Below are 13,754 nucleotides of genomic sequence, written 5' to 3' on the forward strand. Positions count from 1 at the left end.
TTGAAAAACAAATTTTATTTTTGTAATATGGGGAATAGAAAATCAAAGGGGAAGTGAATTTAATGAGTGAAATTGCATTCGATTCTAGTAAAACAAAAGATATTTTAATGTCGGCAAATGCCTTCCACACATTAAAAAACAATTTAGTTAACAATATTGGTTCCCATAAAACGAAAGGCTTTTTATTCCGTTTTGGCAAAGAATTTGGGATGGAATCTGCAAAAAATACTCTTCAAAATAAAGGGTCCAAAGATCTTGTCGGTAAAAGACATTCGCGCTTAGGTCATGTTAAAGATGTTATTTTCATGGGGGAAATTATAGCTCACCCGGACGGCACGATTGAATGTAATAATACATGGGGACAATGGGTAGAATCATTTGAAGCAGCACTGCATCTTAAAAATTACGGTCTGGCAGATGAATGTGTTTGTCATATGCTATGCGGTTTTGCAAGTGGTGCATTGACATATGAATTTGGGGAGTCAATTATTGCTATTGAATATAAGTGCGTAGCAAAGGGGGATCCATGCTGTGAATTTAAAGTTCGTCTGGAACGTGACTGGATGGAAGAGGAAGAAGAACTGATCAACCTTTATCAAAATGATAATATTTTATCAGAGCTCGAAATGACATATGATTCACTTCTGCATCATAAACAAGTGCTTGAAAAAATATCAAAGTTTCACGGTCAACTCACGCAAAAAGTAACTGAAAAACATTCATTGAATGAAATTATAGAGACTGCTTATGACTTGTTGAACATTCCGATTTTAATTGAAGATATTCACGGTAATCCGTTATGCGAAATAGGTTTTAATGAAGAACAGAAACTTTCAATAAAAAAAGATAAGGTGAAATTATCGGAGTTCAATAGTAAACACAATATTTCACAGTATAAAGGGGATCAATACTGGAAGCTGACAGCGCCTGTTCTGATAAATAAAAGAAACTATGCTACTTGTTCACTTTTTTACTTTGGTGAAAATCATATAGAGGAGAATGACCATTTATTTTTAGAACGTATTTCCACAGTTGTAGCATTATGCATTTTATACGAAGAGGCACAGTTTGAAGAACAGCAACGTATGCGCAGTTCGTTATTGGAACGCTTAATCCACAATCGTAATATTAAGGATATTGAATCTTACTATAAATTCTTACCCTTTAAATTTCAGCCACCATTTTCAACAGGGATTATTAGTGTAAAAAAGAAAAAGAAAAACAATGAGATTATTGACATTCATGATCAGCTAACACAGCTGTCAATGCTGGCAAAAGAGTGGGATTTGCCTTGTATTTTTGCAGTACTTGGAGAAGATATTGCAATCCTCAATTCGCTAAGTAGTGACAAGCAGGGCTGGGAAAAGAAAATAACAAAAATATTTAATAAAATGGAAAAACAAAATAGTGAGTATAAATACTCAATAGGTCTTAGTAGAACATTCAGTAACTTTAAAGATTTCGAAGGCTCTTTGCAAGAAGCACGTACAGCACAGCGCTTCCCAAACCAAAAGCTACTAACAACATACGAGCATTTAGGAATGCTTGGTGATATTGTAAAACATATGAGCGTTGAGCAGTTACATGAAATGGCGAAAAAGACGTTGAAAGAGTTATATAATTTTGAGGATTCCCGCAAAAAGGAATTATTGCATACTCTTTACGTTTATTTATTAAACAGTCAACGCTTAAAGGAAACAATGGATGAATTGGCATTATCGATTGGTGGTATTCAATATCGTATAAAACAAATCGAGGATCAACTACAAATTTCCCTGAAAAATGCTTCAACTGCAGCCTATACTTTATTAGTCATTCAGGCTTTAATACTGTCAGATTCCTTGAATTTTGAAGAATTTGAACGATAAAAACGAAATCAATTATTTAGTAACTGTTCAGTAAAAAAGACTGTAAATGAAACTCATTTTTGAGTTTATTTACAGTCTTTTTTTATCTGATATGTCTAGAATACTTTATTGATCTATAGCGACTTCCAATTTTGCCTGTTCTTCAGCAATTCGGCTTTCATTTTCTTTTTCGGTAGCTGTAATTTTTAATTTACGTGTAGCTAGCAGCACGATTGCAGTTGCAACATATAAACTAACGATAACAATTACCCCTGCATTAAAGCCAGAGCGGACATCATCCCCTGCAATTGTAATTAAGTAGCCAGTTATCCAAGGTCCTATGATTCCTGCCATACTAGAGATAGACAATGAAATACCAGTTATAGATCCTACTAAATTTTTCGGAATGATTAGTGTCTTAATCGCAGCATTCAATGGCAGTAAACTTGTATTCATAATTAAACCAATGCCTAAGAAAACGCATGCTAAAATGGGAGAAGATACAATAGTTGTCATCGCGTATGCAGCTGCACCAACAATTAATACGGTAACTAATACACGGTCATATGATTTAATGAGACTTTTGTTTCTCTTAAATAAAAAGTCTGTAAATTTACCTGCGCAAATTGCAAATATTGTCCCTGCAATACCCATCCCAGCGAATATTAGACTCATATCTTGCGGCTTAAGGCCAACAATCTGAGTTAGGTAAGTAGGTGCCCAAGTAAGCACCCAAGTAGTGATCCACATTGATACGAAACCTACAACTAAAATTGATAATACATAAGGGTTAATGAATACTTTCAAAATATGTTTGAATGGTACTTCTTTGTTTGAAGCTAAAGATTTAACATCTTCTACTAATGGTTGCTTTGGCTCGTCTCTCATAAAGAAGAAGGAGATTGCCCATATCAAGCTTGCTACCCCTAACAATGCGAATGTATGTTGCCAGCCAAAGTTTGTAATCCCCATAACTAAAAGGGGTGCAGCTAAATACGTACCAACTGTTGTACCAGAAGTCATAATAGCAGTAGCGAGCCCTCGTTGTGAACTATTAAACCATCGTGCAAGATGGACGAGACACATACTAAGCGTACTACCTTCAAAGAAACCTAAAACAACACGAAGAATAATTAATTGTGTTAATGTTTCTACAAAATAAGCACTTGCTAATGAAACCGTCCATCCAGCAGCAATCATCATTAGAAGGTATTTCGAGTTGAAGCGATACGTTAATGTACCTAAAACAATACTTCCGATAGCATATGCAGCAAAGAAGCTGCTTCCTACTAGTCCAAACTGATCGTAAGTTAAATTTAGCTCGGACATTATTGGTTCCGCAGCTAATCCTAGAACAGATTTATCCGTATAGTTTAAAACAGAGAGTAAGAATAAAAATCCTAATACAACCCAACGCATGTTAAATCCCCCTTGTATTGTCTTATTTTCCATCACCTTGTTAACAGACAAAACACTAGTAAATCCGATAAACTGCTAGGATAATTTCCCACCTCCATTCGCCCTCATATTGAACTAAAAATGAGGTCATTTTCATCTTTCCGGTTAATACTAGACAAGTGATAGCGTTTACAAAACACTTCAAATGCTTGTACTTTCTTCAAAATTTTCGGGCACCTCTATGTGTCCAAAAGAAAAATCCGGATCCGAACCTTTCATGAAAAGAATTTTATTTGAAAAAAAATAGTTTTACAAGATAAAAAAATAACGCCGAAATGTATTTTCGAGAAAATAAGAAACAATTTTTAGAGAAAAATGAATAATATTTTCTCGATTAATGAACGCATCAAATACTGATAAAGCTGAAATTTAAACTAAAATTATCCATAAACCTTACAAATGGAGTAACATGTAATTTTTATTGTTTTTATCAGAATTTTCAATAAAAAACGTAATGATAATTTTAAATTGACTCCTTTATGATTGAATTAATCAGTTATGGATGGAGGAATGGAGATGGATGATCGTCTATTTAGAGATGCAATGGGGAAGTTTGCTACAGGAGTAACAGTTTTATTGACAGAAAATGATGGGGAAATTCATGGTATGACAGCGAACGGTTTCATGTCAGTTTCATTGAGCCCAAAGCTTGTTGTAATTTCAATTGGTGAGAAGGCGAAATTTTTAGAGAAAGTATCACAATCGAAAAAATATACAGTAAACATATTAGCTGAAGATCAAGAGCATTATTCACGCCATTTTGCCGGCAGACCGGGAGAAGCAGTTGAATTTGAAATATTAGCTGAGCAACCGGTATTGAAAGGAGCTATTGCTCAACTCACATGTGAAGTTGTATCGGAGCACGTTGAAGGGGACCATACATTATTCATCGGTAAAGTAGTAGATTTACGCCTTGAAGAAAAAGATCCTTTGTTATTCTTTGGTGGCAAGTATCGCAAACTAACTGAATTGGAAACGGTAGAGTCATAAAGGGGGAGTAATCTATGAATATACAAACAATGGCTAAAGCATTGGCAGAGGCGGAACATACAAAACAGCCGATTGCACCATTAACGGAAACTTATGGAAATATTACAGTGGCTGATGCGTATTCGGTACAATTAACGCAAATTCGCCAAAAAGTTAACGACGGCGCGAAGATAGAAGGACTGAAAATTGGTCTAACAAGTAAAGCAATGCAGGAAATGTTAAATGTCTATACGCCAGATTACGGTTTTATTCTAGATACGATGCTTTATGATGAGTTCGAAGGTTTATCTACTGACTCATTTATTCAGCCAAAAGTAGAGTTTGAGGTTGCTTTTATTTTAAATAAAGAATTAAAAGGACCGAATGTGACGGTGCAAGATGTAATTGATGCAACCTCTTATGTTGTACCAGCAATAGAAGTAATCGATAGCCGTATTGCAGACTGGAAAATAAAATTTGAAGATACAGTAGCAGATAATGGTTCATCGGCAGGAGCAATTTTAGGGAAAAAGCGTACTTTGCTTGAAGATATAGAGGATATTGCAAATATACGAATGGTTGTAAAGAAAAATGGGAAATTTCTAGATGAAGCTACAAGTTCGGCTGTATTAGGAAATCCGCTCAATGCAGTAGTATGGTTAGCAAATGAACTGAGTGAATATGATATTTCTGTTAAGCCAGGCATGTTTGTTTTATCAGGAGCTTTGTCGAAAGCTGTTCCCTTCGAAGCAGGCGATGAATTCGAGGCTGATTTTGGTGTACTTGGAAAAGTAAACGCTATCATTTCGAAGGAAGTGGTGAAAAAATGAAAAAACTCAAAGTAGGAATTCTGGGATCTGGAAATATCGGAACAGATTTGATGTATAAAATTGAGCGCAGTCCATTATTGGAAATGAGTGTTATGGTAGGAATCGATCCGGAATCTGATGGATTAAAACGTGCGGAAAATCGCGGTTACAATATTATTTCAAATGGAATTGAAGGCTTAATGGAACGCCTTGAATTAGTTGATATCGTATATGATGCAACAAGTGCATATGCCCATAAGCATAATAGCGATTTATTAACGGCTAAAGGTAAGAAAGTGATCGATTTAACACCAGCTGCAATTGGACCATTTACTGTTCCGCCAGTAAATTTAAAAGAACACATCGAAAAATCAAATGTGAATATGGTTACTTGCGGCGGTCAAGCTACTATTCCGATAATTCATGCTATCAGCCGTATTGTACCGGTAGACTATGCAGAAATTGTCGCAACGATTGCGAGCCTTTCTGCAGGTCCAGGTACAAGAGCAAATATTGATGAATTCACAAGTACAACATCAAAAGCAATTGAAGTAGTTGGAGGCGCTAAAAGAGGGAAAGCCATTATCATATTAAACCCTGCAGAACCGCCGATTATTATGCGTGATGCAATTCATGTTTTAGTAGAAAAAGAAGGCCATGAAGAAGCAATTCTAAAATCGATTCTGGAAATGGTAAGGGAAGTACAGTCTTATGTACCGGGATATACATTAAAAGCATCACCAATTTTTGAAGGCAAAAAAGTATCTGTATTTGTTGAAGTAAATGGTGCAGCTGACTATTTGCCTGCATACGCTGGTAACTTGGACATTATGACGGCAGCTGCAGTACAAGTTGGCAATGAAATGGCACGTCACCATTTACAACGTGAAAAGGAGGTCATCTTATGACCTTAAATATATTAGATGTATCATTAAGAGATGGAAGTCATTCTGTGCGTCACTCATTTACAGAAGAACAGGTCCGGGCCGCAGCAAAAGGTTTAAATGCAGCGGGTGTTCGCTACTTTGAGGTTTCACATGGAGATGGTTTAGGAGGCTCTTCATTACAGTACGGTTTGTCTAGAACAGATGAACTGAAGCTTATTGAAGTTGCTGTTTCAGAGTGTACGACATCAGAAGTTGCCGTGTTATTGATTCCCGGAATCGGTACAAAAAAAGATTTGGAAAATGCATCAAAATTAGGAGCGAAAATGGTTCGTGTAGCAACTCATGTAACCGAAGCAGATGTAGCGGCACAACATATCGAACTAGCACGGAACCTAGGATTGAAAACTGCCGGATTTTTAATGATGAGCCATATGGCAAGTGTTGAAAAAGTTGTAGAGCAAGCAAAGTTATTTGAAAGCTATGGAGCAGAAATTGTGTATGTAACGGATTCTGCAGGAGCGATGTTGCCTAATGATGTAACGGAAAAAATTAAGGCGCTTAAGCAAAATTTACAGTGTGATATTGGTTTTCATGCCCATAATAATTTATCGATGGCAATGGCGAACACAGTTGCAGCGGTAGAAGCTGGAGCAACTTATGTTGATGGAAGTCTACGTGCATTAGGTGCTGGTGCAGGTAATACGCAAACAGAAGTGATGGTAGCGGTTTTAGAACGACTAGGTTATGAGACTGGTATTGATTTGTATAAATTAATGGATTTAGCAAATAATGTAATTGCACCGCTCATGCAACAACCGCAAGAAATAACTAGTAGTAGTTTAACTTTAGGGTATGCAGGTGTTTATTCAAGCTTCCTGTTACATGCACAAAAGGCCGCAAAACAATTCGGTGTCGATGAGCGGGATCTTTTAATGAAAATTGGACAGATGAAAGCAGTCGGTGGTCAAGAAGATTTAATTTATGAAGTAGCACAAAATCTAACAAGATAAGAAAAAGGAGAGAATCGCATGAAGGTAGTCTATGTGAATGCTAATAACTTACAAGAGATTAAACAACAAGCTCCCAATGTTGCAATGGCACTTGGTTATTTTGATGGTGTGCACTTAGGACATCAAAAAGTAATACAAACAGCTAAAGAAAAAGCAAATGCACAGAATCTATCATTGGCGGTTCTCTCTTTTTTTCCGCATCCTAAAAGTGTGATATTTTCTGACGTAGAAGTTTCCTATCTCGAACCACTAGATCAAAAGATTGAAAAACTTAAAAATCTGGGAGTAGACATTTTTTATATTGTAGAGTTTACAAAAAAATTAGCAAAAGTTGAAGCTAACGATTTCTTAAATGATTATATTATAGGTTTAAATGCAAAAGAGATAATTTGCGGTTTTGACTACACATATGGAACAAAAGCCAGTGGTACGGTTGAAACGTTAGCAGTGTATGCGGCCGAACAGCAAGTAGGACTGACTGTTGTAGAAGAACTGAAATGGAATAATCAAAAAATCAGTTCATCTTTAATACGAAAACATTTAAAAGAACGGAAACTGAATGAAATGCCAAGCCTTTTGGGCGACTTTTATCAAACTAAATATTGTAAAAACAATGGTTTATTACCGAATTATTCGCTGCCCGATATAGGCAATTATAAAGTATTGATAGAAGATAGCCACTCTTATATTGAATGTGTTGCGACTGTAAAGTGTAGAAAATATATTCAGATTCACCATGAAATATCCACATTGCCTAATTTATTAACGATACAGTGGATTGATCATTTCAGTTCTGTATCAAGCTGACTATTTCCCCTTATATAATAGAAGTAATACACATCTTCATATATTCGCCTAGATAAATAAAAAAATTCTGCAGAACCTTTATAATAGTTCTGCTTTTTTATTTTCTATATTAAGCGTATAAATATGGCCTATATATAGCAGATTCCTTTTATTTACTGTATAATTATCTTGAATTCAAGATAAATTATTTCGATGATGGAAAGGTGATTCAGAGTGATTGTACATAATCCTTCTACTAAGCGTTTTACAGCAAAAAATGAATGGCAAGAAACACATTTTAGTTTTTCATTTGGTCCGTATTATGATGAAGAAAATATCCAATTCGGTCCATTACGTGTTTTAAATGATGATATCGTTAAACCGAACAAAGGGTTTGGCATTCATCCACACAGGGATGCAGAAATTGTATCGATTGTATTAAAAGGGCAATTAAAGCATGAAGATAATTTGGGGAATGTCGGAACACTTCAGTACGGTAATGTGCAAAGAATGACAGCTGGTACGGGGGTCCTTCATTCGGAGGTAAATCCAACAGAGGCTGAGGATACTCATTTTTTACAATTATGGATACTTCCAAATCAGAAGCAGTTAACACCATCATATGAAGATATTACGTTTGACCCTGACAAGTTAAGAAATGAGTTGTTACCGGTCGTTTCTCATAATGCATGGGGAAATGTTGCGATGATTCATCAGGACGTAACGCTATATCTTTCTAAATTAGACGCGGAAAAAGAAATTCATTTTCAGCAAGAACAAGGACGAAAAATCTATGTATTTGTCATTGAAGGAGAAGTTTCTCTAAATGGGGATGTTACGTTACAAAGACGTGGTGATGCACGAATCACCGACCTCCATTCGTTAACAATACAAGCAAAACAGGATGCATTTATCCTTTTAATCGATCTACCTGGAGGTGAAGGATAGATTCTATATGTACGTCATACTGTCGGCAGCAGACTATTTTGCGAAACTACAGAATATGAGATCAAACCAATGGAAAACAGTTGGGGAATTTCATTTAAAGCTGATCAGGAAACTGCCAATACATTATTGAAATTCCGAGATGAACTCAATATTTTTTATGTAGAAGAAGATTGCCAGAATCAAAAAACATGGTTTTATTCATCAGAAGGGGATGTGCGTTTCTTAGAGGATGAAAGTAAATGTATCATCTTGGCTGATCATAAGACCATTTATCCGGTGTAATCATATACGATAATAAAAACGAGGGTCCTGCCTACTATTTAGACAGGACCCTCGTTCATTTATTTCAGCATTGTCGTCTTTAGAAATTCTTTTGTTCGATCTTCTTTCGGGTTGTTGAAAAACTGTTCAGCGTCACCGCGCTCGATAATTTCTCCATCATGCATATACACAATCCAATCAGCGACTTCTCTAGCGAAGCCCATTTCATGGGTAACAACAACCATTGTCATTCCTTCTTGAGCCAATTCTTTCATCGTTGTTAAAACCTCTCCGACAAGTTCTGGATCAAGTGCTGATGTCGGTTCATCGAAAAGCATGATGTCCGGTTCCATTGCAAGTGCTCTGGCAATTGCTACCCGTTGCTTTTGCCCACCAGATAGTTTATTAGGGTAAACATCGGCTTTATCTTCCAAGCCGACTTTTTCAAGGAGATGTTTTGCTTTAGAAGTAGCTTCCTTTTTGTCAATGCCCTTAACCATTACCGGGGCTTCAATAATATTTTCCAAAACAGTTTTGTGGGGGAATAAGTTGAAATGTTGAAATACCATTCCCACCTTTTCCCTTATGTTGTTAAGGTTATCATTTTTAGGGTCGACTTCTTTGCCCCCTATAGTAATAGTGCCGCTATCTTTTCTTTCTAAAAAGTTCAGACAGCGGAGGAGAGTACTTTTTCCTGAGCCACTCGATCCGATTAAACAAACAACATCGCTTTCAAAAACGGTCATATCGATATTTTTTAATACATGTAAGTCTCCAAATGACTTATTTAATTGATTAACTTTTATCATTTCTCTTGCTTCCATTACTTACGCCTCCTACCTGTCGCTAATTGCTAATCTCTTTTCGAAACGGTTTACTAAGAATGTTAATAATGCTACTAACACTAAGTAGTAGATCGCTACGATGAGTAAATAGGTCATTTCGTCAAAGTTATTAGATCCTAGCGTTGTCGCTACATTAAAGAGTTCATTCATCGAGATAAATGCGGCTAACGAAGAATCTTTCAAACCGATAATGAATTGGTTGCCCAATGGCGGGAGGGCACGTCGGAATGCTTGCGGAAGAATAATTCTTCTTAATGTCAGAACTTTGGTCATCCCTAAAGAGCGTCCTGCCTCCATCTGACCTTTATCGACTCCTTGGATAGTACCTCGAAGAATCTCAGAAATGTATGCACCATTATGAAGCGCCAAAGCAAGTGATGCAGCCCAAAAATCGGGAAGAAGGAAAATTCCGCTTAGTCCGAAGTAGAGGATAAAGATTTGAACTATTAGCGGTGTTCCGCGAACTAAAAAGACATAAATATCTGAAATGAGTTCTAATACTTTAAATTTAGAAATTTTCATTAACGCAAAGAAAAGCCCGATGACGATACCGATTAAAATGGATACAACCGTCAGCTCCAATGTTAAGAGCATGGCTTTAAGGAAAATATCTTTTGTATCTACTAGTACTTCTAGAAAATGTGAAAAACTTGGCACTGTACCTACGTCCTTTCTTATTTAGAGGATTGAATTATTCAGGTTTTTTTGTAATGTCCTCACCAAAATACTTCATGCTAATCCGAGTAAGTGTTCCATCTTCCCGGAGTTTTTCCAGCGCCTCGTTAACTCGCTTTAATAGGTTAGGGTTATCTTGTGGCAGTACAATCGCTTGTTCACTGCGTTCAATTAACTGCTGACCTTCAACTTTAAACCCTTCTTTTGCAGCATTTTTCCCGGTAACAAAATCGGTGATTACCGCATCATGACGACCGCTGTTTAACGCCTGCAAAGCAGTGATGTCACTGTCATAGGTTTTAACATTATCGGTATACCTGGAGGCTGTATCAGCATAGGTTGATCCTTTAGCTACAGCGACTTCCTTTCCGTCTAAATCATCAACAGTTTTGATTTCACTTTCTGGTCGGGTAAAAATCTGCGGTCCAGAATAATAATAGGGGGTAGAGAAAGCAACATGTTTGCTTCGCTGTGGGTTAATCGTGTGGCTGGCAACAGCTACATCTGCACGGCCAGTCTTGACTCCTTCTACTATACCTTTAAACTTGATACGCTTTTGAACCGGTTTAAGACCGAGTTCTTTTGCGATCGCTTCGCCAACTTCGATATCAAAGCCTGACATCGTAAGGTCCTCATTATTTACATAACTAAATGGTTTAAACTCGCCAGATGCAGCAAAAACAAACTGATCTTTATGTATCAGTTCAGATCCGTCGGCAAGCTTTTCCTTCTCCGCACAAGCTGATAAGAAGCAGGCCGCGATAAAACTGAATATCAATATTAACTTTTTTTCCAACCGCATATTACGTATCAACTCCTCTCATGTATTTCTACAATCTTTTTTGCTAAGTATCTTACTAATAAGTGTGAATACCCTTTTAATTCTTCTAATAAACAACAAGCGTCATTATTTGTACAAATTCTAACGATTTATTTCAGCTGAAAATGTCGAGTGTTTTTATAATTGCTTTGCTAATATGTATCCATGAAGGAGGGATATGTTGCTAAAAGAATTAAATCAGGTGATTGAATATATTGAAGAACATTTAACCGAGGACTTGTCTCTCGAAAGTATTGCACAGTATGCCGGGGTTTCCGATTACCACTTTAGAACAGTATTTTTTCACCTTTCAGGGATGACTTTAAATGAGTATGTTAAAAATAGAAAACTATCGGAAGCAAATAAGGATTTAATAAATGGAGAAAAGGTAACAGATGTTGCGTTTAAATACGGTTACCAGTCAGTCGACGGTTTTACTAGAGCATTTAAAAAATGGTGTGATTGCTTACCATCGGATGTCATCAAAAAGAAAGTAAGCAAGTCATTTCCTAAACTCACATTCGTTATTACAGTAAAAGGAGGAGTTTCAATGGAATGGAGAATTGAAGATAAACAAGCGTTTAATTTAGCAGGGGTAAGCAAACGTGTACCTATGCAGTTTGAAGGTGTAAATCAGGAAATCGTAAAGCTGGCCCAAAGCATAACGGAAGAACAAAGAAAAGAAATGCGCGCACTGCAAAATACAGAGCCCTTTGAAATTGTGAATGCATCTTATCATGCTGATGAGAATTTCCTTAAAGAAGAAGGGGAGTTAACGCATATGATCGGTGTCTTAACGACTGAAATTGAAGTCAGTGATCGATTAGAAAAAGTACGAGTTGAAGCATGTACGTGGGCGGTATTTCCGAATGAAGGACCGTTTCCTGCCACATTACAAGAAACAATGGCCAAAACATACTCGGAATGGCTTCCTACTTCCGATTATGAAATTATCCAAGCACCAACTTTTTCGTTTACTAAAATGGATGAAAATAAAAAAGGTTATGCTTACAGTGAAATTTGGCTTCCTGTTCGGAAAAAATAATAGGAAGGATATTCTTATACTTAGGTAGAACAAGTGTAACTGAAGTATAAAGTAGTGGGAGGGGATAGAGTGGTCCTAATCATTCCAAAATGCATGAAATGTGATAATGAAATTAAAGACGATGAATCAGTATTGGTTCAAATGCGTTATCCGAAGCGAAAAGGGTTTACGGAAATCAAAGCTTATTTGAATCTGGAAGGCAAATTTATTTGTGAAAAGTGCTCAACGGAAATTAATATTTAAACAAAGAAAAGTTGCTCCATTGGTAAATGAAACTGGAGCAACTTTTCGTATGTTCAGGCAACTTTTTTACATGCTTCTGCACATTTAAAGCACGCTTCCGCACACTTTTGGCAATGGTCATGATCATGTTTTTTGCATTCATTTCCGCATGCTTCACAAATTTTTGCACAAACGGCAGCCAGCTCGGAAATAAACGGGGTACCTCTAGAAATTGCCTGTTCCAAGTAGTTGCAAATATCTGCACATTCTCTGTCCAGACGGATACATTCCGTCATCATCTGAACGTGATCCTCTTTTAAGCAGGCGTCAAAACAGTGGTTGCATGCTTCCATACATTCATGTAAAGTTTGCAGCAATTGTTGATGTTGCTCATGTGACATTTCCCATTCCTCCTCGTTAAGTTTGTACACTTCTAATTTGCCCGTTATTTTGTCCAGTAAACTAACCTCAATAGATTCTTAAAAATTTGTAAGGTTATTGAATACCTCGTAGGGGTATAATGAATTGGGGGAGAAAATTAAAAAAAGGAGAAATGCAGCGATGAAAAAAAAGAGATTAGTAACAGGTGCGCTCGTTTTAAGTACAGCGCTCGTTTTAGCGGCTTGTGGTGGAAATGAAGAAGAGTCAAACTCTATAGAAGAAATGGATCATTCAAATATGGAACACGCCCAAATGGACCATTCAAGTTCAGGTGAAGTACCTGAAGGATTGGCGAATGCGGAAAACCCTACATATCCAGTTGGCAGCGAAGCAATAATTAATGCCGATCATATGGGCGGTATGAATGGCGCAAAGGCAACTATTACCGGAGCATTTGATACAACTGTTTATATGGTTACGTATACTCCAACAACTGGTGGCGAGCCAGTTGAAGATCACAAATGGGTTATTCATGAAGAGCTTGAAGACGCTGGAGAAGCACCAGTCAATTCCGGTGAAGATGTCGTATTAAATGCGGAACATATGGACGGGATGGGTGGCGCGGCCGCTACAATAGATTCGGCTGAGCAAACGACCGTATATATGGTGAGTTATAAAGATACTGAAACAGGTGAGGAAGTAACGCATCATAAATGGGTAACAGAAAGTGAACTTTCCCCTGTGGAATAAATTGTGAAAAATAATTATGCCTTAGTTAATAAATAGGTAAG

16 protein-coding genes are annotated in these 13,754 nt (G+C 36.9%); 11 read left to right on the forward strand and 5 right to left on the reverse strand.

What is annotated here, in order from left to right:
- Positions 1–62: 62 nt before the first annotated feature.
- On the forward strand, positions 63–1,868 hold the full coding sequence (locus tag ACQKN3_RS12615) for a V4R domain-containing protein (protein ID WP_427711897.1): 1,806 nt from the start codon (positions 63–65) through the stop codon (positions 1,866–1,868).
- A gap of 105 nt (positions 1,869–1,973) precedes the next feature.
- Here ACQKN3_RS12615 and ACQKN3_RS12620 read toward each other — a convergent pair whose 3' ends face one another.
- A complete protein-coding gene (locus ACQKN3_RS12620) occupies positions 1,974–3,266 on the reverse strand; it encodes an MFS transporter (protein WP_427711899.1) in 1,293 nt (430 codons plus the stop codon).
- Between the two features lie 555 nt (positions 3,267–3,821).
- Between ACQKN3_RS12620 and ACQKN3_RS12625 the strand changes: the two genes are divergently transcribed.
- From ACQKN3_RS12625 to ACQKN3_RS12655, 7 genes are all read left to right on the forward strand, one after another.
- Complete coding sequence (locus ACQKN3_RS12625; protein ID WP_251690594.1) at positions 3,822–4,295, forward strand: flavin reductase family protein; 474 nt, start codon at positions 3,822–3,824, stop codon at positions 4,293–4,295.
- 14 nt (positions 4,296–4,309) lie between these two features.
- Entirely contained in the window at positions 4,310–5,104 is a 795-nt protein-coding gene (locus ACQKN3_RS12630) for a 2-keto-4-pentenoate hydratase (protein WP_251690595.1), read from the forward strand.
- Positions 5,101–5,991, forward strand: coding sequence for an acetaldehyde dehydrogenase (acetylating) (locus tag ACQKN3_RS12635; RefSeq protein WP_427711901.1), 891 nt, complete (start codon positions 5,101–5,103; stop codon positions 5,989–5,991). Before ACQKN3_RS12630 ends, ACQKN3_RS12635 begins: the two co-directional genes overlap by 4 nt.
- Positions 5,988–6,980: a 4-hydroxy-2-oxovalerate aldolase gene (dmpG, locus tag ACQKN3_RS12640; RefSeq protein WP_427711903.1), complete on the forward strand. Its 993-nt coding sequence runs from the start codon at positions 5,988–5,990 to the stop codon at positions 6,978–6,980. The genes ACQKN3_RS12635 and dmpG overlap by 4 nt, the downstream gene beginning before the upstream one ends.
- A gap of 18 nt (positions 6,981–6,998) precedes the next feature.
- Positions 6,999–7,787: an FAD synthetase family protein gene (locus tag ACQKN3_RS12645; protein WP_251690598.1), complete on the forward strand. Its 789-nt coding sequence runs from the start codon at positions 6,999–7,001 to the stop codon at positions 7,785–7,787.
- A gap of 213 nt (positions 7,788–8,000) precedes the next feature.
- Positions 8,001–8,714, forward strand: a complete 714-nt coding sequence (locus ACQKN3_RS12650; protein WP_427711905.1) for a pirin family protein — start codon at positions 8,001–8,003, stop codon at positions 8,712–8,714.
- A gap of 69 nt (positions 8,715–8,783) precedes the next feature.
- The gene (locus ACQKN3_RS12655) at positions 8,784–8,996 is read left to right on the forward strand and encodes a hypothetical protein (protein ID WP_427711907.1); all 213 of its coding nucleotides are present in this window, start codon (positions 8,784–8,786) and stop codon (positions 8,994–8,996) included.
- Positions 8,997–9,055: 59 nt separating this feature from the next.
- On the opposite strand, the gene ACQKN3_RS12660 is transcribed toward ACQKN3_RS12655, so the two are convergent.
- From ACQKN3_RS12660 to ACQKN3_RS12670, 3 genes are read right to left on the reverse strand one after another with little or no spacing between them, the layout of a single operon-like run.
- Positions 9,056–9,799 (reverse strand): amino acid ABC transporter ATP-binding protein, encoded by a 744-nt coding sequence (locus tag ACQKN3_RS12660; protein ID WP_427711909.1) that lies wholly within the window; start codon positions 9,797–9,799, stop codon positions 9,056–9,058.
- 12 nt (positions 9,800–9,811) lie between these two features.
- Complete coding sequence (locus ACQKN3_RS12665) at positions 9,812–10,477, reverse strand: amino acid ABC transporter permease (protein WP_427711911.1); 666 nt, start codon at positions 10,475–10,477, stop codon at positions 9,812–9,814.
- A 34-nt stretch (positions 10,478–10,511) separates the two neighbouring features.
- Positions 10,512–11,297 (reverse strand): transporter substrate-binding domain-containing protein, encoded by a 786-nt coding sequence (locus tag ACQKN3_RS12670; RefSeq protein ID WP_427711913.1) that lies wholly within the window; start codon positions 11,295–11,297, stop codon positions 10,512–10,514.
- Positions 11,298–11,496: 199 nt separating this feature from the next.
- On the opposite strand from ACQKN3_RS12670, the gene ACQKN3_RS12675 reads away from it, so the two are divergent.
- Both ACQKN3_RS12675 and ACQKN3_RS12680 read left to right on the forward strand, forming a co-directional pair.
- Positions 11,497–12,360 carry an AraC family transcriptional regulator gene (locus ACQKN3_RS12675; protein ID WP_427711915.1) on the forward strand — a complete coding sequence of 288 codons (864 nt, stop codon included), beginning with the start codon at positions 11,497–11,499 and terminating at the stop codon, positions 12,358–12,360.
- Between the two features lie 69 nt (positions 12,361–12,429).
- A complete protein-coding gene (locus tag ACQKN3_RS12680) occupies positions 12,430–12,603 on the forward strand; it encodes a Fe3+ hydroxamate ABC transporter substrate-binding protein (protein WP_251690601.1) in 174 nt (57 codons plus the stop codon).
- 53 nt (positions 12,604–12,656) lie between these two features.
- Here ACQKN3_RS12680 and ACQKN3_RS12685 read toward each other — a convergent pair whose 3' ends face one another.
- Positions 12,657–12,983: a four-helix bundle copper-binding protein gene (locus ACQKN3_RS12685; RefSeq protein ID WP_251690602.1), complete on the reverse strand. Its 327-nt coding sequence runs from the start codon at positions 12,981–12,983 to the stop codon at positions 12,657–12,659.
- 160 nt (positions 12,984–13,143) lie between these two features.
- Between ACQKN3_RS12685 and ACQKN3_RS12690 the strand changes: the two genes are divergently transcribed.
- Positions 13,144–13,713: a YdhK family protein gene (locus ACQKN3_RS12690; protein ID WP_427711918.1), complete on the forward strand. Its 570-nt coding sequence runs from the start codon at positions 13,144–13,146 to the stop codon at positions 13,711–13,713.
- Positions 13,714–13,754: the final 41 nt, after the last annotated feature.

This window comes from Solibacillus sp. NPDC093137, assembly GCF_050280445.1.
Lineage (GTDB): Bacteria > Bacillota > Bacilli > Bacillales_A > Planococcaceae > Solibacillus > Solibacillus isronensis_B.

Bases quoted from the DNA above. Each gene is read 5' to 3' on its own strand.
- ACQKN3_RS12625 (WP_251690594.1), top strand. From the start codon at position 3,822: ATGGATGATCGTCTATTTAGAGATGCAATGGGGAAGTTTGCTACAGGA.
- ACQKN3_RS12645 (WP_251690598.1), top strand. From the start codon at position 6,999: ATGAAGGTAGTCTATGTGAATGCTAATAACTTACAAGAGATTAAACAA.
- ACQKN3_RS12620 (WP_427711899.1), bottom strand. From the start codon at position 3,266: ATGCGTTGGGTTGTATTAGGATTTTTATTCTTACTCTCTGTTTTAAAC.
- ACQKN3_RS12630 (WP_251690595.1), top strand. From the start codon at position 4,310: ATGAATATACAAACAATGGCTAAAGCATTGGCAGAGGCGGAACATACA.
- ACQKN3_RS12660 (WP_427711909.1), bottom strand. From the start codon at position 9,799: ATGGAAGCAAGAGAAATGATAAAAGTTAATCAATTAAATAAGTCATTT.
- ACQKN3_RS12655 (WP_427711907.1), top strand. From the start codon at position 8,784: ATGGAAAACAGTTGGGGAATTTCATTTAAAGCTGATCAGGAAACTGCC.
- ACQKN3_RS12685 (WP_251690602.1), bottom strand. From the start codon at position 12,983: ATGTCACATGAGCAACATCAACAATTGCTGCAAACTTTACATGAATGT.
- ACQKN3_RS12670 (WP_427711913.1), bottom strand. From the start codon at position 11,297: ATGCGGTTGGAAAAAAAGTTAATATTGATATTCAGTTTTATCGCGGCC.
- ACQKN3_RS12615 (WP_427711897.1), top strand. From the start codon at position 63: ATGAGTGAAATTGCATTCGATTCTAGTAAAACAAAAGATATTTTAATG.
- ACQKN3_RS12635 (WP_427711901.1), top strand. From the start codon at position 5,101: ATGAAAAAACTCAAAGTAGGAATTCTGGGATCTGGAAATATCGGAACA.
- dmpG (WP_427711903.1), top strand. From the start codon at position 5,988: ATGACCTTAAATATATTAGATGTATCATTAAGAGATGGAAGTCATTCT.
- ACQKN3_RS12690 (WP_427711918.1), top strand. From the start codon at position 13,144: ATGAAAAAAAAGAGATTAGTAACAGGTGCGCTCGTTTTAAGTACAGCG.